General features: G+C 57.8%; 18 protein-coding genes. 13 read left to right on the top strand and 5 right to left on the bottom strand.

Annotation, left to right across the window (positions count from 1 at the left end):
- Positions 1–168: 168 nt before the first annotated feature.
- Together C7476_RS21415 and C7476_RS21410 are read right to left on the bottom strand one after the other, a co-directional pair.
- Positions 169–831: a thermonuclease family protein gene (locus C7476_RS21415; RefSeq protein ID WP_245426460.1), complete on the bottom strand. Its 663-nt coding sequence runs from the start codon at positions 829–831 to the stop codon at positions 169–171.
- A gap of 247 nt (positions 832–1,078) precedes the next feature.
- Positions 1,079–1,678, bottom strand: coding sequence for a hypothetical protein (locus C7476_RS21410; protein WP_114431913.1), 600 nt, complete (start codon positions 1,676–1,678; stop codon positions 1,079–1,081).
- A 564-nt stretch (positions 1,679–2,242) separates the two neighbouring features.
- Here C7476_RS21410 and C7476_RS28840 point away from each other — a divergent pair.
- Genes C7476_RS28840 through C7476_RS21345 form a run of 13 tightly spaced genes read left to right on the top strand, consistent with a single transcriptional unit; the run spans position 2,243 to position 14,645 of the window.
- Positions 2,243–2,755 (top strand): lytic transglycosylase domain-containing protein, encoded by a 513-nt coding sequence (locus tag C7476_RS28840; protein WP_245426458.1) that lies wholly within the window; start codon positions 2,243–2,245, stop codon positions 2,753–2,755.
- Between the two features lie 16 nt (positions 2,756–2,771).
- The gene (locus tag C7476_RS21400) at positions 2,772–3,110 is read left to right on the top strand and encodes a TrbC/VirB2 family type IV secretion system protein (RefSeq protein WP_114431877.1); all 339 of its coding nucleotides are present in this window, start codon (positions 2,772–2,774) and stop codon (positions 3,108–3,110) included.
- A gap of 3 nt (positions 3,111–3,113) precedes the next feature.
- Positions 3,114–3,413, top strand: coding sequence for a VirB3 family type IV secretion system protein (locus C7476_RS21395; protein WP_114431876.1), 300 nt, complete (start codon positions 3,114–3,116; stop codon positions 3,411–3,413).
- Positions 3,414–3,418: 5 nt separating this feature from the next.
- The gene (locus tag C7476_RS21390) at positions 3,419–5,833 is read left to right on the top strand and encodes a VirB4 family type IV secretion/conjugal transfer ATPase (protein ID WP_114431912.1); all 2,415 of its coding nucleotides are present in this window, start codon (positions 3,419–3,421) and stop codon (positions 5,831–5,833) included.
- Entirely contained in the window at positions 5,830–6,909 is a 1,080-nt protein-coding gene (locus tag C7476_RS21385) for a lytic transglycosylase domain-containing protein (RefSeq protein ID WP_245426457.1), read from the top strand. Before C7476_RS21390 ends, C7476_RS21385 begins: the two co-directional genes overlap by 4 nt.
- Before the next feature lie 9 nt (positions 6,910–6,918).
- Positions 6,919–7,623, top strand: coding sequence for a type IV secretion system protein (locus C7476_RS21380; RefSeq protein WP_114431874.1), 705 nt, complete (start codon positions 6,919–6,921; stop codon positions 7,621–7,623).
- On the top strand, positions 7,610–7,822 hold the full coding sequence (locus C7476_RS28835) for a hypothetical protein (RefSeq protein ID WP_114431873.1): 213 nt from the start codon (positions 7,610–7,612) through the stop codon (positions 7,820–7,822). Before C7476_RS21380 ends, C7476_RS28835 begins: the two co-directional genes overlap by 14 nt.
- A 9-nt stretch (positions 7,823–7,831) precedes the next feature.
- Positions 7,832–8,845 carry a TrbL/VirB6 family protein gene (locus C7476_RS21370; protein WP_114431872.1) on the top strand — a complete coding sequence of 338 codons (1,014 nt, stop codon included), beginning with the start codon at positions 7,832–7,834 and terminating at the stop codon, positions 8,843–8,845.
- A 30-nt stretch (positions 8,846–8,875) separates the two neighbouring features.
- Positions 8,876–9,568 carry a VirB8 family type IV secretion system protein gene (locus tag C7476_RS21365; RefSeq protein WP_114431871.1) on the top strand — a complete coding sequence of 231 codons (693 nt, stop codon included), beginning with the start codon at positions 8,876–8,878 and terminating at the stop codon, positions 9,566–9,568.
- Entirely contained in the window at positions 9,568–10,380 is an 813-nt protein-coding gene (locus tag C7476_RS21360) for a TrbG/VirB9 family P-type conjugative transfer protein (RefSeq protein ID WP_114431870.1), read from the top strand. The genes C7476_RS21365 and C7476_RS21360 overlap by 1 nt, the downstream gene beginning before the upstream one ends.
- Positions 10,380–11,636 (top strand): type IV secretion system protein VirB10, encoded by a 1,257-nt coding sequence (gene virB10, locus C7476_RS21355; protein WP_114431869.1) that lies wholly within the window; start codon positions 10,380–10,382, stop codon positions 11,634–11,636. The genes C7476_RS21360 and virB10 overlap by 1 nt, the downstream gene beginning before the upstream one ends.
- Entirely contained in the window at positions 11,602–12,630 is a 1,029-nt protein-coding gene (gene virB11, locus C7476_RS21350; protein WP_114431868.1) for a P-type DNA transfer ATPase VirB11, read from the top strand. The genes virB10 and virB11 overlap by 35 nt, the downstream gene beginning before the upstream one ends.
- Positions 12,627–14,645, top strand: coding sequence for a type IV secretory system conjugative DNA transfer family protein (locus tag C7476_RS21345; RefSeq protein ID WP_114431867.1), 2,019 nt, complete (start codon positions 12,627–12,629; stop codon positions 14,643–14,645). The genes virB11 and C7476_RS21345 overlap by 4 nt, the downstream gene beginning before the upstream one ends.
- Before the next feature lie 547 nt (positions 14,646–15,192).
- On the opposite strand, the gene C7476_RS28300 is transcribed toward C7476_RS21345, so the two are convergent.
- Genes C7476_RS28300 through C7476_RS21335 form a run of 3 tightly spaced genes read right to left on the bottom strand, consistent with a single transcriptional unit; the run spans position 15,193 to position 18,136 of the window.
- Positions 15,193–15,354 (bottom strand): hypothetical protein, encoded by a 162-nt coding sequence (locus tag C7476_RS28300; RefSeq protein WP_181872546.1) that lies wholly within the window; start codon positions 15,352–15,354, stop codon positions 15,193–15,195.
- Between the two features lie 11 nt (positions 15,355–15,365).
- Entirely contained in the window at positions 15,366–17,738 is a 2,373-nt protein-coding gene (locus C7476_RS21340; protein ID WP_114431866.1) for a relaxase/mobilization nuclease domain-containing protein, read from the bottom strand.
- A complete protein-coding gene (locus C7476_RS21335; RefSeq protein WP_114431865.1) occupies positions 17,738–18,136 on the bottom strand; it encodes a plasmid mobilization protein in 399 nt (132 codons plus the stop codon). The genes C7476_RS21340 and C7476_RS21335 overlap by 1 nt, the downstream gene beginning before the upstream one ends.
- Positions 18,137–18,255: the final 119 nt, after the last annotated feature.

Genomic DNA, 18,255 nt, shown 5'->3' with positions numbered 1-18,255 from the left:
CGACGTCCTGCCAGGACGGGTTGGAAGACGCAGCGCACAAAAGGACCTCACAACCCCAATCGCTGGCTTGCGAGGGCGATGTAAAGCAAAGGGCGAATGGAATTGTGAGCATCGATGCAAGGATAAATTTCACGGAAAATGTCCCTCCTGAACCTGTTGTTGAAAAGCCTACCGGTCTCGGCGGCTTGGTCGACGGCGTGCATCGGCGAACGGAGGCGTGATCTCGCTTTGGCGCTCGGAAAGCAGGTTGATGTCGGCAAATGGTTTGCGTCCGAGCGTCCTGTCCACTGCCTTTTGACGCCACTCCGTCATGTCGAGGAGGTACGTCGCCCACATCCCATAACGCGCGCCGATTGCGCGCCGCTGCGTTGCGAAATAGCGAGGGTTGCTTGGAAAAGCTGTGGTCAATCGCGCCAAGCCAACCCGCAGCATTTCATCGGCGAGATCCATGTCACCGGCATGACAAATTCCGCTCAGGTCATTAGGGTCGGGAACGGGCACTATTCGACAGGTAACCGCGCTGCTACCAATGCTCCGCTTCAGCCAAGCTTTGGCGAGAGCACCGCAAGGCACCGGAGACAGAAATCTGCCATTGTGGTTCGGCTCCGGATCAAAGCCCCATTGCGGCAGATCGCAACTGTCGATTTGGTTCAATCTTACGAGAATACGCCGGTTGGCGAACCACAATGTTCGTCCGTCGACGACTGCCACGCGGCCGGTAATTGTGTTAGCGACCGTTTGGACCTGGGCTAACCCAGTGGGCAAGTCAGCTGCTCCGCCGTTGCGCGATCCGAAAATCAAAGCCAAAGCAAGTGCGAGGGGCCGGATCATCGGATGCTCCTACAATCGTTTGTCACCCTGCTGAGGAGCAGTGCTGTGTGCTGGATGCCCTCGAACTGCCGGGCGCCCTGCTGCGTAATAGCATAAGGCGTATGCACCGCGAGACAATCGAGCCGCAAGCTGAAGAAAACGCGCTTTGCCCCTGCCAAGTGCCGCCGGGGCCGTGGTGGTCCCCAGGAGGGTTCCGGCAATGAGCCCGAAATACTTGGCAGGTGCTGAACAATGATGAATGAACCTATCATTGACCTCGCACCCTTGGGTCCCCCCACATGCCAAAGCCACCGCGACCAATTTTTTCCGCCTCCGCAAGATCGGGCCGCATCAGAGCGCCATCCGGCTTTTTTGCCAGGCGGAGCGCACCCACCGAAACGAGTTGTTCTTCGACATTGTCGACGGTGTCGAGTGACCCTGGATAGTAGTAGTAACCGAAACAGGTCACATCTTGCCGGGGGGCCTCCCGCTCCGTCAGGAAGGCACGGCAAAACAGCACTTTTGCTTCCTTAACCATGACTTCAAGCTCTTGCCGGGCAAAGTCTGCGCATGTGCCGGCAAAACCCTCTTTGCGGTTGGCCATCTCGCCGCTACAGGTTTCCAGCCCGTAAAGATGAAGCCTGGTTTTCTGGTTTATTTCGATATCAACAGGCGACACAGCCAGGAAACCGACAGGTGAGGCAAAACCCTGGCGGTCGACCACCTTCCCCGCCGGATCGTAATACTCGACCACGGCCACTGTCTTTCCTGGGGCCGCCAGTGATTTGACGTAGGCGGGATCGATCGTACCGCCTGCCCATGTTTGACCTGCGAGCACGCAAACCGCCAAAGCCGCCGTCGACTTCACATAAATATTTACCGATCCTATTCTCATATTTTTTTGTCTCCTAGGTCAATTATGTACTTTTCAATCCGAACTTTCGCGTGTAGGTATGAATACAATCGGTAACCAACATAAAGCATGATAGCAAGTTCTTGTCGATAGCTCGGCCTGCAAAATCTAGCGTGGCCAGCACCGGAAAGCAAAAGCGAGGTGTATATGAGATCGAAGGAGATCGCCGCTTTCGCAGGCATCAGCCTCTTAATAACCTGCTGCATAAGTAAAGCTTATGCCATTGATATCTCACGTTTGTCATCTGACGAGCTTGCCGCCGCGTGGCCTACCGAGATCGTAATTTCGACAAGGGGCGCGATTTCTCAGGACGAGTTTGTGTTGCGATCATCAGGCGAGTTGGCGAAATCCAGTGGGCGCAACATTGTGAACATAACAGGTGACATATCAGCCAGCATGTCGTCCTTTTCTGCGCTGACCCGAGTGAAGTCCACCCCGCAGGAACCGCCTAAAACAGCGAATATCGTATATTCAAGCCAAACGTCACATTCGGTGGTGCCGGAATGCGGCCCCTCGCCGTTGAGCCCAACAGAAATCGAAGCTTTGGTCGGCGCGACGGCAGCGGCCTACGCGATCGACCCTCATTTTGCCAAGGCCATTGCCTGGGCGGAAAGCCGGTATGATCAGGTTCGCAACAGTCCGAAAGGTGCGCGCGGTCCGATGCAGCTTATGCCTTCCACCGCAACGGCTCTCGGTGTGCAGGACCCGTGTGAGCCGAAATCCAATGTCGACGCCGGCGTTCGTTATCTCAAAGCGCTGATCGACGAGTTTCAAAACCCGTTGCTTGCGGCTGCAGCTTACAACGCAGGAAGCCGGGCTGTGCACGACAATGGCGGGATTCCGCCCTACGGCGAAACCATTCGCTACGTTGCGACGGTCATCAATCACCAGCTGGGGATCGAACGTGTGCAGGGTAAAGCTTCCTCCCGGAGGGCAATTGCGATGAGGGATGGAGGCGGTTCCAACGCGCAGGCAAGCGGTGACTCGAGCAGCCGAGGCGGTCGGTTCGTCAAAGGCGTCATGCATTTCTAAAGTCAAGGAGACGTGAATGAGAACCATCCTTTTCGACCGGCAAAAAAGGACGAGACAGATAACGGTGATCTTGTTGATGCTCGCCGTGTCACAACTTCTTGCCAGCGACATCGCCATGGCACAGGCAACCAACCAGGCCTTTGCGCCGCTCCAGACGGTGGTCCAGGCGGTCGTGGATTTCATCACCGGCCCGTTCGGGCGCCTGGTCGCCATCATCGCGGTTATCGGCCTGGGCTTTCTGGCTTTTGCGGGCCGGTTGAGCTGGTTCACGGCAGGCGCGGTCGTGCTTGGCATCGGCCTGGTCTTTGGAGCTCCTGCAATTGTTGACCAGTTGATGTCGACGGTCGGGAACTGAGCGATGGCCGAATTTGAAGACGACAAGCCGGTCCTGACACCCCTCGTCATCGGCTTGACCCGGTCGCCGACCCTGTGGGGCGTCCCCTACATGGCCGTCGTCATGGTCATCGGCCTGACGATCATCGCCTGGCTCACCACAAATACGCTCTGGGCGCTGCTGACGGCACCTGTCGCCTACGTGATCCTTTTCACGCTGTGCACCTGGGACAGCCGGATCCTCGACGTGCTGCAGGTCGCAACACGCCTGACACCCAAGACCCCGAACAAATCATTTTGGGGTGCCAATTCTTACGGACCGTGACCGTCATGCTGAAGCACATTCGAGAAGAACTAGGGTTTGGCAACAGACTCAGCGGCGAAAAACCAATGGCGAAGCATATACCCTACCTGCGACATGTCGCCGACACGGTCGTAAAGCTGGAGAGTGGTGCACTGCTCTCGGTCATTCGCCTCAATGGGCTGTTTTTTCAGACCGAGGATCAGGCCGAGCTCAACATGCGATCCGCAGTGCAAAACACGATGATCAGAGCGCTCGGATCCAGCCGCTTTTCCCTATGGTCGACCGTCATCAGACGTCAGGTCGAGAGCGATCTGGACGGCGATTTCGCTGACCCGTTCTGCGACCTGCTCAATCGTCGTTACATGGCGCAATTGAGCGAAAAGCGCATGTTCACCAACGAACTCTATCTGAGCGTCATACAGTCTCGAATGCGTGGTGCACTGGCTGTCGGGGACAAGGCTCGACGTCTCATCGACAAGGCGGGGTCACGCGATGCAGCGGACGACCAACTGCGGGAATCGGTCAGTGAACTTGAAGAGCTTGTCGGCAACATCTGCAAGGATCTCCAGAAATATGCCGCCCGCCCGCTCGGAATTGTCCATCGCAGGCAAGAACCTTATTCAGAGCCGTGCGAGTTCTTCCAGACGATCCTCAGTTGCGGCATTCCCCGCCGGATGCGCCTGCCCCGCATGAGCATTTCCAACTACATCGGAAGCTCGCGGCTGCACTTTTCCAGACGCACGATGCAGGCTCAGGGGCCGACGAAGGGCGAGGATCGCTTTGGCGCGATGCTGTCGATCAAGGAGTACCCTCCTTTCACCGGTCCGGGCATGCTGGATGGATTGCTGCAGGTCAATCACGAATTCATTCTCACCCAGTCCTTCACCATCACCGACAAGCCGATCGCCCAGGAGCGCATTGCGCGTCTGAAACGCCAGATTGCGGCCTCAGATGAGGCCGGTAGCGATGTCGAAAACGACATCGACTTTGCCCTGAACAGCTTGATGAACCAGGAGGCGGTCTTCGGCCTCCATCACATGACCCTGTTATGCCTGTCGCGCGATCTGGATGGCATCAACAAGTCTGTCTCCGACCTCGGCGCCTGCCTGACGGATATGAACGTCAACTGGCTGCGGGAGGACCTCAACCTGGAGGCCGGGTTCTGGGCCCAGCTTCCCGGCAATCATAGCTACATTGCCCGAAAGGCGCTTCTCTCCAGTGCCAATTATGCCGGTTTGTCGTCCATGCACAACTTTGCCACCGGCCAGACCGAAGGCACGCATTGGCACACGCCCATCACCGTCCTGGAGACGACCAGCCAGACACCCTACTGGTTCAATTTCCACCGCAGGGACATCGGCCATTTCCTGGTGACGGGACCGACGGGCTCCGGCAAGACCGTCGTCTTGACCTTCCTCCTCGCCCAGGCATTTCGTATTCGACCAGCCCCTAAAGCCGTTTTCTTCGACAAGGACCGGGGCGGCGAGATCTTCGTGCGGGCCATGAACGGTGCCTATGAGGTGCTGATGCCCGGCACATCGTCCGGGTTCAATCCCCTGCAGCTTGAAAACAGCGGACCCAACCGCGAATTCCTCCTTCGCTTGCTTAAGGCCATGCTTAGACATGGCAATGGCGGGGATTTCGACCAGGAAGAGGAAGACATCCTCGAAAGAGCGCTGCTCCGGCTGATGCTGGAGCCGGCAGCCCAGAGAAATCTTGCAAACCTCTCCGGTCTGTTGATCGGTCGCGCCCGCGCCGGCCCGAACGACCTGAGCGCCCGGCTAAGGCCATGGATCGATGGCGAGAAGGCTTGGCTGTTCAATGCCCAGCACGACGTGCTCACCTTCTCTGAGCGACAGATATTCGGGTTCGACATGACCAGCATCCTCGACAATGAGGAGCTCAGGACGCCCGCGCTCATGTATATTTTCCATCGTCTGGATGAGCTTCTCGACGGCAGACCTGTGATGATCTTCATGGACGAAGGCTGGCGCCTTTTGCGGGATACGACGTTCAGCGACTTTATCGTCGACAAGATGAAAACGATCCGCAAACTGAACGGCATCGTCGGCTTTGGCACGCAATCGGCCGCCGATATTGCCCGCGCGCCGGCATCACACACATTGATCGAGCAATCCTCGACCAACATCCATTTTCCCAATCCGCGCGCGGATGAGGAAAGTTACATCAGGCGCTTCGGTCTGACGGTGAAGGAATTCAACTTCATCCGGACGACACCCCCGGAAAAGCGGACGTTCCTGATCAAGCACGGCAATGACAGCGTCATTGCAAGGCTTGATCTCAATGCCATGCCGGACATGGTCAAGGTCTTGTCCGGCCGCAAGGAAAGCATCGAAGAATGCGCGCGCCTGAGAGATGCGCTGGGTGATGACCCTCTCGTTTGGCTTCCTCAATTTTGCGGTTGGGAGGCATGGCCATGAAGTGTTGCGCCCTCCCCTTATTGGCTGTCGCTGTGTTCGAAATTCCCGTTCATGCCTGGGCCGACGTCCCCGTCATCGATAAGACGGTTCTGCAACAAGACACTGCGCGCGACGAGACGACGCGCAAAATCGAAACGACCGACAAGGATCGCCACACGATCAACACCTCGGTCACCTGCGCCATGTACCGGCCATCCCGCCGCAACGATCCGGTTGGCGCAGCGGAGCAGAACGCCGAAATCTCCGGCCTGGTACGCCGAGTGGCCCGAGAAGAGGGCGTCAATGAAAACGAGTTCCTGGCGCTGGTTTATCAGGAAAGCCGGTTCAACCCTTGCGCCAAATCCGGCGTCGGCGCCACCGGCCTGGCGCAGTTGATGCCGGGGACTGCGACCGAACTTGGCGTGAACGAGTACAATATCGAGGAGAACCTTCGCGGCGGTGCACGTTATTACAATCTGCAGCTGCGGCGTTACAACAGCGTGGCACTGGCGCTTGCCGCCTACAATTCCGGCGCTGGCACTGTCAATAAATATGGCGGCATCCCGCCCTTCAAGGAAACGCAGGGCTACGTGCGCAGCATCATGCAGGATTGGCTGCCCGCCTTCGGGGGATCCGACAAATCCGGCATTCCACTGAATTTTGGTGGTGGCGAGACTGCTTATACCGGCATGCGAAACTCCACGCTGAACGCCATGGGCACGACCACAGCCACCACGGAAAGTCTCTCGAACGTTGGAAGCTGGTACCAGCAGTTGGCGGGGCTCCAGACCGGAACCATTCAGGACAGTTGGGACCACAATTCCACGGCGCGCAACGCCAATCTGGAAATGATGAACAACGTCATCAAGCTTGGCGCCGCCATGGCCGACCTCATCAATTCGCGCAACGCCGTCACGATGGCCAACCTGTCGAGTTCGTCGCAATCGGCATCGAATGACAAGGATGAGGACACGCCCGGGGACACCACAGGTCTGTGCGATCCAAAACGAAACCTCATCTGGGATCCCGACAAAGGAGCCTGCATCGAGAAACGGGAAACTGCTTCGAACGTGCAGTTGATGCTGCAACCACAATAGGAGCCAATGATGAAACTGTTGAAAGTGACTGCCGCGCTCGCCTTTTTGCCGCTTGGCGTCGCCCATGCCGATGTCCCGGTGATAGACAAGAAAAACTACGAGATCGCCAAAAAGACGGCGGACACAACCACGAAGATCCTCGACACCAACTCGAACATTCTGAAAACTGTCGAGGATACCCTAAAGGCCGTGACGGGTGACAGAGGCAGTACATCTCAACCCCTGCAGAACCTCGCCATCGGACAGGGTTTCAGCGTCGCTTCGATGCCTTCCCTCGACAGCCTCATCAAAGGTGGCGTTCCCGACTTCGGTAATATGAGTGGTGACATCTCCAAAGTCGCAACGACTTTCATCAACGGCCTGCAGTTGGTGAAGTCGCTGTCCGGCAAGGAAAACAGCGATTTTTCTGGCGACAAATCCTACGAGCAACTGGTCAATACTGTCCTTGGTGTTTCCGCCCTGATCAACGGATCGCAAAAGGCCACGCAAACGCGGCGCAGTGCGTTCGAGGCGGCCGGACAGAAGATCGGCACGGCCGAAGACATCAAAGGCTCTATCGACCAGAATACGCAGTTGCAGGTGCAATCCGGCTTGACCCTCAACGAAATGATTGGCGTGATGAGCGGGGCGGTGTCATCGCTGCAGGCGGATAATCAACGGCGACTGACCGACATTTCCAACAGCAAAAAAGCGCTTACCTATGGCGACAAATAGCCTGTCGCGATTGTTCCCTCTCGGCTTGCTGGTTACAGCGGCACTTCTGACAGGCTGCGGGACCGTCAAGGAAAAGACGGCCCCGTGCAAGCGGCCGGCGGAGCTTACGTCCTATGCAGAAGATCGCCGGCAAAACTGTGGGCCGATGCGCAGCGTCAACGACCCAGCCATCGCCTTTGCTGCGATCAGGTTGGAATAGAGGGCGGCGATGGAAGACTTTCTTGGAGATCTGCTTCAGCGCATCGAGGATTCGGGAACGTCGTTTTCCGAACAAGCCTACACCGTCGTCGGACAAGAGATCATGCCCCTCCTGCAACTCATGCTCGTTGCCTATGTCGCCTATTACGGCCTCCAGCTCTTCCTCGGGACCGCGCGTATTGGCGTGTCGGAGGTTGTCGGTCGCATCGTCCGCATGATGATCATTCTTGCTCTCGTCAGTTCATGGGCGAATTTCAACAATCTGCTCTATCAGTGGATCAATAACACGCCCGAAGACGTTGGCCGGGCAATCCTGGCCGCCTCCGGAACAGGAATAACCGAGCCGACCAACGGCCTTTCGCAGATCTGGCAAACCGCCAATCAGGCGGCTTCTGCTTTCGCAGAGCAATCGGGTTATTTCTCGATCCTCCCTAGCATGATTGGCGTGTTGATCATGGTTGGCGCCGGGATCTTCATCGCCATAGCACTGGCGATCCTCATCCTGGCCAAGGTGATGTTGTGGGTCCTGATCGGCACAGCGCCGATTTTCATCGCCAGCATGCTGTTCGAAAGAACCCGTGGTTATGGCGTCGGATGGTTCAACCAGGTTCTCACCTACGCACTGATCCCCCTGTTCATCTATGTCGTCGCCTCGTTCCTGATTGCTGCGATGAACCCGGAGTTGACGAAGATCCATGCGGCGAGCGGCTCAAGGACCCTCACGCTCGCTGATATTGCCGGGTTCCTCCTCCTGTGCGCCGCCGGTGCTTTTGTCATGCTTTACGTCCAGTCGATCGGCCAGGGGATCGCGGGCGGCGTTAGCGCAGCAATCGGGACAAGCGCAAGACGGGCAACAAAAACCTTGGGGCTTGGAGCAATACGGGGAGGAGCAACCGCAGGGCGCTCGGCCTACCGCGGCGGCCGTGCGCTTCGCGACCGGTACAGATCAGGTCGGGACAGCGACAGTTCCGGCGCCAGGGCTGCGATGCAAACGAAGATCACCCAGAACAGCACGCCTGCATAAGCAGGGAAGAAAATCGAGGCATGAGGGGCAATGGCGGAAACGAATGACGAACGATTGCGAACCTACTACCAGAGCGGTGACATCTGGGAACAGGAAGTCGTCAAGAAAGCCAAACGATCACGAGCGCTGGCATGGTTTGTCACCACCATCTTTGGTGCGATCACTCTGGTGAGCCTTGCGACCCTTGCCATGCTTGTGCCGTTGAAGAGCTTCGAACCCTATATCGTCGAAGTCGACAAGAACACCGGCTATGTCGAGGTGAAGACCGGGCTCACAAGACCGACCAACCTGACCGAGCAGCAAGCGATCACCCAGGCCAATATCGTTCGCTATATCCGCTCGCGCGAAGGCTACGATCCTTTTGCCATCGAGCAGAATTTCGGCATTGCGGCACTGCTGTCGACTGGCAACGCGGCACGCCAGTTGCAGGACCTCTACAGCGCTGCCAATCCACAGAACCCTGCAAGAATATACGGGCGCAACAAGCGGGTGACGACGGAAATCGCGTCGGTCACCTTTCCCAACACGAGCACCGGGATCGTCCGCTTCACGACTGTCGAACAATCCGAGACCGAGTCCATACCGCGGCATTGGATCGCTGTCGTGCGTTATCGCTACACCGATACACCAGCGACCAACGAATGGCGCTTCGAAAACCCGCTTGGATTCCAGGTCTACGACTACCGCCGCGATCAGGAGACTGTGACCGAGGGCGCTCGCTGATGATTCCTCGCATCCTTCTCGCTGCCGCTCTGACAGCAATCGGATCTTTGGCAACTGCCCTCGCTGCGCAGACACCAGTCTCTGGCCGGCTCGATCCGAGGGTCACAAGTGTCGTCTATCAGCCAAACAACGTTGTGCGCGTCTTCGCCACCTATGGCATTTCGACGATGATCATTTTTGATGAGGATGAAAAGTTCGAGACCGTCGCGCTCGGCGACACCGAAAGTTGGGATGTCGTGCCGACCGATAAGGGCAACATCCTGTTCGTGAAACCGAAAGCCAGGCACGTCACCACCAATATGAATGTGGTGACCACAAAGCGGATCTATTATCTCGAGCTCAACGACTATGCGCCGGAAGACGGGAAAAAGGTCTTTGGCATCCGCTTCGTCTACCCCGAAAAGGATCTCAACGCCTCCCTCCGCAAAGACGCCGAGGCACGGGCCGCCAATCCAAACATGGCGGGCATCGACAAGGCCAACGTCAATATCGACTATTCTTTTTCCGGCGATGGAAAGCTGAAGCCATCAATGGTGTTCGACGACGGCAAGAAGACATTTTTTAAGTTTGGCGCAACCGTTCCGGCGATCTTTGCTGTAAATGCCGATTTCTCTGAGACCCTGCGAAACTTCCGCCGTGAGGGTGAATACATCGTCGTTGACGGAACGGCGACCCAATACACGCTGCGTGACGGCAACCAATGGACCTGCATCTTCAATTTGCGAAAGCCGGACTTTGGGGCACCCGACCCCGACATCATGGCGCCGAGCCTGGACGAGAAGGCTAAAACACGCCGAAGGAGCGGAAACTGATGCAGCGGTCTCCAGAACTCGAAGCGATGCTCGCCGGTGACGAGGTTGACATCAGAGACAAGCGCGCCCGTCGAAAGCAACTGCTGGGAAGGACTGTCCTCCTTTTGGGCGGCGCGGTGCTGGCGTATGTCGTCGTGTTTGCTCCTGAGCAGCGCAGGCCGGAGAGCGTCGGAGGCGACGAGGAGTTCACCACAACGACTTTCCGTCCACCATCGTTTCTTCGCGATGGTGAGAAAGAGCCTGAAAAGGAACCTGAGCCGATCATCAAGCTGCCCGACCCCCCTGCCGAGGAGGAGAAGGAACAACCTTCGGACACGACGAAGTTCGAGGTCCCCCCTCCCCCTGGTGTCATAGAGACGAATGGCGAGCCATCGATCGAGCCTGAAAAGGTTGAGGAGTTCCCAAAACGGTTCTTGTCAAAGCAGGTGGTGATCGACTCGACCAAGGGCGACAACGGTCGCGACGCCCTGGGTGCAAGCAGTACCGAGGGCGGACCGACCGTGGCGGGCGAAGATCGAAACAGCAAGTTTCTGGCTTCCGCCTCAGCAATCGGCGACCGGTCAGCCAAAGCCCGGCAGATCGAACGCATCGATGCCATGATCCCGGAGGGCACCTTGATCCCCGGGATACTCGAAGCAGCCATCAATAGCGACCTGCCTGGGCAGATCCGCGCCATCACCTCACAGGATGTCTATTCCTTCGACGGTCGCCGCATCCTGATCCCGACGGGAACACGACTGATCGGGGAATACCAGTCCGAGGTCACCCGCGGGCAGAAACGCATATTTGTCATCTGGACACGGTTACTGCGAGATGATGGCGTAACGGTTCGGCTCAACAGCATCGGCACGGACAGCCTGGGACGGTCCGGCCTCACGGGTCTTGTCGATAACAAATGGCGGGAGCGTTTTGGCTCGGCAATCCTGCTCTCGATCATTGGGGCAGGCTCCTCCTATCTGACAGGCTATGGCAGCAACCAATATAGTTCGGGAAGCGGCAACAATGAATCTTCGGACTCCGACCGCGCTGCGGAACTCGCGCGCGAGACGATCGCGCAGACCTTTTCCGACATGGCCAACCAGGCGCTGGCGGAGAACCTGAAAATTCCCCCGACGATAAGTGTTCACCAGGGCGAGCGCATCTTCGTCTACGTCCGCCAGGACCTCGACTTCTCCGCGATGTATCCGGACCCGGTCGAGGAAGCGCTGAAGGAAATCAAGCATGAGCGAGGCATCCGTCAAAAGCAAAGCCGCTGACAACAGGCCCTATTACTTCCTGCAGCGGGCCCTCGACCCGCTCTCGATCTTCTTGTCCGACCCGACCGTCGTCGAGATCTCGGTCAATCGACCAGGTCACGTCTATGTTGAACGCCTCGGCGCCGATGTAATGGAGCATCATGAGATACCGGCCCTGACCATGGCGGAGATTGAAAACATCGGCGAACGCGTCGCCGGCACGACGCATCAATTCATCAGCCGCGCAAGCCCGATCCTTTCCGCGGCCTTGCCTACGGGAGAACGAATCCAGATTGTGCTGCCGCCCGCAGCAGCCGATGGTGGCGCCATCTCGATCCGCAAGCAGGTCACAAGTGACTTCACCCTCGAAGAGTATCGAGACAATGGCTCGCTGGAGAAGGTCTCTGTCGCAGTGGGCGGCCTCAGCGACGTTGAGCAGACCCTCATCGAGCATCTTAAAGCGGAACGAATCTACGAGTTTATCAGGTCCGCCATCCGGCAGCGGGTATCGATCCTGATCAGCGGCGGGACTTCGACCGGAAAAACGACATTTCTCAATGCCTGCCTCAAGACGATCGACCCGTTCGAGCGAATACTTACTCTGGAGGACACGCGGGAGCTGTTTCCACCTCAAAAGAACGCCGTCCATCTGCTGGCTTCGCGCGGCGATCAGGGCACTGCGCAAGTCACGATCCAGTCGCTCCTCGAGGCGTCGCTCCGAATGCGACCCGATCGTTTGTTCGTCGGCGAAATCAGGGGATCCGAGGCCTTTGCCTTTTTGCGCGCCATTAATACTGGTCACCCCGGAAGCATGTCGACAGTTCATGCGGACACTCCTCTCGGCGCATACGAACAACTCGCAATGATGGTGCAGCAAGGCGGAATGTCTGCAGGGTACTCCAAGCAGGATCTGATGTCCTACATCCAGATGGTGATCCCGGTTGTCATCCAGTTGAGACGCGAGGGCGGCCGCAGGGGCGTTTCCGAAATCTACTACGCAAGGCATAGGGCATGAGCAGGACATACCTTGCAGCGTATCTGCTGTTTTGTGGGGTAATCGCTGTTGCGGTCTGGATCATCGGCTATGCCTTGATCCTACAGTTCGTCTACAAGGACAGCCGCATTCTCCAACTGATCGTCACGGCCAACCCGTTGGCACCGCTACAGCAATTTTGGCTCTATTCGAATAATCGAGCACTCCAGATCGCCGCTGTGGGGGCACTCGTTCCCGCAATTGCCGTTGCTACGGGAGCGGGAATTTTCGGCTTGCGGGTTCCTACCAATCCACTGGGAGACGCGGCGTTCCAGGACATTGCCTCGGTCCGGCGCGGAAAATGGTTTCGCAGGGATGGCCACATCTTTGGGAAGATTGGCCGCAAGATCCTGCGGCGGCTCGACGATCGGCACCATCTTGTCATTGGCCCGACTCGGTCGGGAAAGGGCGTCGGATATGTCATCCCGAATGCTTTGATGTTTCCAGGATCAATGATCGTCACCGATCTGAAAGGAGAGATTTTCCAACAAACGGCAGGTTATCGGAAGGCAAACGGACACCAGGTTTTTCTGTTCTCGCCGGGGGCTTCAAAGACCCATCGATGGAACCCGATGGATTTTGTCCGGCAGGATCGCGGCAACCGCACCATCGACATACAGAATATGGCAAGCATCCTGATTCCGGAAACGCTAGGATCGGACAATGCGGTCTGGCAAGGAACCGCCCAACAAGTTATTGCCGGCGTTATCAGCTATGTGCTCGAAAGCAGCCACTACCGGAACCGTCGCAATCTCGGCGAGGTCAACAGTATCTTCAACGCGGGCGTCGATCTGCAGGTCTTGATGAAGCTGATCAAGGAGAAGGAGCCGAATCTTTCACGGTTTACCACGGACAGCTTCAACGCCTACATTTCCCTCAATGAGCGGGCGGCCCGCTCTGCGCTCCTCGATATCCAGAAGGCGATGCAACCCTTCCGCAACGAACGGGTGATCGCGGCCACCAACGCGACCGACATTGACCTTGCTTCCATGCGCCGGCGGCCGGTCTCGATCTATCTTGCTCCGAACGTCAGCGATGTCACCATTCTGCGGCCTCTCCTGACCTTGTTCGTCCAGCAAAGCATGGACCTGCTCACCCGCAAGTTCGATCCCGGCGCCCTGCCCGCTTACTTCCTGCTTGACGAGTTCAGGCAGCTGAAGAGGATGGACGAGATCATGAACAAGCTGCCTTATGTGGCTGGCTACAATATCAAGATGGCCTTCATCATCCAGGATCTCAAAAGCCTGGATGAGATCTACGGAGAAACGTCCCGCCATTCCCTCCTCGGCAATTGCGGGCTGCAGCTCATTCTCGGCGCCAACGACCAGGCTACAGCCGAGTACGCCTCGCGCGCGCTTGGCAAGAAGACCATCAGGTATAAGTCGGAGTCTCGAACCTTGGAATTGATGGGACTGCCGCGCCGGACGAAGGTCGAACAGATCCGCGAACGGGATCTGATGATGCCGCAGGAAGTTCGTCAGATGCCGGAGGATCGGATGCTCCTGCTCGTCGAAGGGCAGAGAGCTATATTTGGACAAAAGCTTCGCTTTCATGATCTGGCTGCATTTGAAAGTGCCGCACGATTTGCTGCCGAGAACGAGCCGGCCATCCCGGAAGCGGATTTTGTCATCCCCTTGCAGGTTCCGGCAGTCGATAAAGAGTATGGAGGTGTCTCGCCGTCGACAGAAGAGGAAAATGGACGGAACGAGGCTGCTAGTGGAAATGCGCCGACCGTTGTCGCCAAGGCAATGCAGTTGGCGCCTATTGCGAAAGGCGGCAACAAGCTGGACTCAGGGTTCACTGAAGGGCTAGGCGATGCTGCAGATAAGGAAGCCACAAAAATAGGAGCACGACTAAAGCCTACCGCAGAACGGCTGCGCGCGACGATCGATGCAAAGCTAACGAAGGCTGAAGGCGTTTCACCGCGAAGCAGACAAAGCATCGCCGAGATTTTGAAGCAGACAGTCCCGGATCCCGCCGACGTCGGGCTCGTGTGAGCAACGCGAAGCTTGTTGGGTATAATGGGCGCCCACCCACGGTCATGGAGGTTCACAGGCAGCACCATTCATTCTAGATTGCTCTGTGCGCGGGCTATCTCTTTCCACAGGAGAGGCAGCATCGCGCAAGTCAGCGCTGAACGGAGACGTCGGATGAAGAGCTACTTTCCGTATATCATCGGTGCCCTTGTCGGAGCGCTGCTAGCAATTCTCCTATCGGGCCTATTTAGCCTTATTGGAACACCTCAATTGGTGCTGTTTGGATGCTTACCTGCACTAGGCGGCGCCTTATTGGAGCGCTACGCGCAACGGCGCTCTTAAGGTGTTCCAGTTCCTGGGACACTAGGGTTATCTCTGAAGCGTTCGGGTAATTGGGCCGCGAAGCTTTGTCGCAGAAATAGTGTGTCGACGGATTGGCGCAGCAGCGAGTGACGGCGGTCCGACTGGTGTCATGGCGCTGATGCGCCAATACCGAACATTGCGGCCAGCGCAGAAGGTTTCTACGAATGTGCCGTGAAGTCATTCCCGACACCCAACAAAGCGAAACTCAATTGAGCCATGTCGACATGGTTGCCCACGCCACCGTAAGACCGCGATCGACCAGTGCAAATATCATGATGACAAAAAATAGAATGCCGCACACTCCGGCCACGCCATCGCTGCTCTTGCGGTCCTCCTCGACCACGATGATCCGTCTTTCGTCACGCATGACATTGTCTCCTATCGTTCGCGATCATCGTGGTCGCGTTCATTCCGCCCATCTGACTCGCGTTGTAGTTCTTCCAAACGAGGAACATGCTGTTTCGCGGGATCGCTTTTGGTGGTGTCGCCCGTTTCGGGATGCGAGGTAGTTTCCCTCGCGCTTTCCTTAGCTCGTTCGTCGCGGCCATCATCACGGTTCAGCACCTGCTCACTGTGCGGCGTACCACGACCGGTATCGGCGGTTTCCTCTAATTGTCGCGTCGAAGTGTTCTTTTCATTCTCACGCTTCTGACGATCACGTTCGATTAATTGCAGCGCGGCCTTCAGGTCATCATCGATTTCCGCCACCTCGCGAATGATGCCGTTCCCGGACGCACCGAGCTCCGCAGCCTCGGCGATATGTAGGTCCAGCTCCTTCTTCAAAGCCGGGACTTCGTCACGCCGTTCCGCGGCAACGCGCTCGATCGCTTCTCTCGTACGCTCGATATCAAGAAGCGCCTTGTTCGCGACGTTTGCCGCCTCGAATCCATGCCTCTCGACCGCGTCGTTCCAACGTTGCTTGCCATCCTGCGGATCGCCTCTGCCCTGGTCCTGAAATCGGTTGTCTGCCTTGCCCGCTGCCGATCGCTCCTCAAACAGTTCCACGATCTCACGGCGAACATTGACATGCTCGCGTGCCGCCTGCGCAATCTCGTCGAAATCCTTGCGCGCCTCGGGTGGCATGGTTTGCTCCGCCCGAAAGAGTGCGATCTCGACCCGTCTTTCATAGGCCTCGAATTCCGGTCGCGTCATGTGGCGCATATCGTCACCCTCAGAAACAAGCTCAGTCAACTTTACCAAATATGTTCGCAATTGCGAGGGGGAATTTCCAGCTTCCTGATGAGCGGTATCACGGCTTCCGACCGTGGTTCTGAGATCCTCCAGCCGGACCATCTGCGAACGGATAAAGTTCTGTTGCGTCCGAGGACCCTGAGATTGCCGCACATTCAGCCACTCTCCGTATGCCTTCTGCATATAGGCCTGACTGCGCGCCGTTGCCGAATAATTGGGTAGATCCTCTCGTTTGGCGCCGTAACGCTGCTCTGCGGCAGCACTGGTCCCTTCGTGCTGCGTACGACCGATTGTGTTCACCGGACGCACCTGATTCCTCGAATAAGACGGCGCGCTCGCTCGATCTCGGCGATCGGTCATCTCCATGTTGATGCCATGCGCACGCGCCTTCTCTGCCATGCCAAGCCGCCACTGGCGAAATGCGGCAATGGTCGTCTCGAACCGATCGCCGGCATCGGATCGCATCGCGATGATGACATGGATATGTACGTGCGGACGCTTTCCCCCTTCCGCCTCCGCCTTCGGATCGCTGTGTGCATCGTGGAGAGAGAAGACGTAACGGTGGCCCGCGAACTGCTGGCCCAGGAAGTCCCGGGCGGCACTTTGGAACGCCGCCGTGTCGGTACCTGCGCGGGCCGACAAGATCAGATGCATGACATCACGCGGCTTGCGGCTGTGGAGTTGGTTCCGCCATTCGAGTTGAACGAGGTCGCCAGCCTGCTTGGCATCTGCGATCGTCCGTCCCTGCTCGTCCTGAACCTTGCCCTTATGCACAGCCACCAGCGATCGCACGTGACTGGTGCCGTAGTCCGTGCCGTTACCGTAGCCGGTAAACCGAAACGCCGCGTCGGCCCCAGCGCTCGCCATGCGCCTCTGCACGATCACCGCAGCCTTGTCGTCCGCCGTCAATCGCTCACCACTGGAGTTTCTCAGTGCCGTCACGCCATCGACGTCGTAGCCGCTTCCATCAGCCCGTGCGGTCACCGTGAACACAAAGGCGCGGTCACCCAGGCCGCGCTTCACAATCTCCCGGGCTCGGCCAAAGAGGTCGTCGTCAGCGCGCCATCCGCCCTCGGCAACGGCGATCTTGAACAGGCCAATATCCCGGCTCTCAGCCCGGTTCTTCATCAGGTGATCCCACTCGTCACCGACGGCAGAAAGCTGATCACGGCCACGAAGGTGGTCGCCCCGTTCGTTCTCGACGACAACGGCGCCATTGCGAGAGACATAGTTGACCATCGCGCCGAGCCTCGATCCGCCACCAAACGATGCCATTTTGACGACGGCCGGTTGGCTCCCCGAGGCAAGACCAGCGAAGCGTGCGCGCATGGGCCGGTCGGCGCGCCGCCGGACGCTGCCCGGACGACCCTCGCCTCCCGTCCGCAACCGAAAGCCCGACGGCTTTGACATCCCAGTTGACACCGCCAGCGGAACAACCCCTCCCCGGCGCCGGCGCTCATCCTCTTCCGGCAAGGTGCGGCGCCCGAGCGTCAGATCATGGAGGAAGGCTGCCTTGCGCTGCTCCCATTCAGCCGTGAATGCGCCGAGAAAAATTTCCATCACACGCTCCCGACCCGCCTGCGGGCGCCGCGCTCGGCAAAGGTCAGCAGTTCAAACAGCACGATGGCAACGACGCGTTGAACGTCATCAATCATCTTTTTCTCGTCTTGCAACTGGCCCGTTTCACCCCTGTTGCGCGCCCGCGCCAGTTGATTGAGATTGACGCCGACGGCTTTGATGTCAGACAGAAGCAGGGAAAACACCGCCCTGTCTGCATCGGTCAAGAACGGACGCACCCCTGCACCCTCCAGGATGAGAGAGCGCAAAAACCCCGAGACGGTCATCCCGGCAGCCTCGGCAGCATGCTCGATCCGCTCGATTTCGGTCTTGCTGAAACGCGCATGGACGACTTGGTCTCTGCGCTCCCGCCTGCGGTCATTGCTCGTAAACGCGCGCATCGAACCTTCCCTTGAAGCCAGCCGCAGGCCTCATCGACGGCCTGTCCGTCGATCGTCAGCAAATTTGTATCACAAATTTGCGTATCCTGCCAAACCAATCTGTACCGATTCGGTAACAT

This window comes from Phyllobacterium bourgognense (genome assembly GCF_003337575.1).
Taxonomy (GTDB): Bacteria; Pseudomonadota; Alphaproteobacteria; order Rhizobiales; family Rhizobiaceae; genus Phyllobacterium; species Phyllobacterium bourgognense.
Note: the sequence above shows the minus strand (reverse complement) of the source record. Positions and strands in the feature narration are given on the sequence as shown.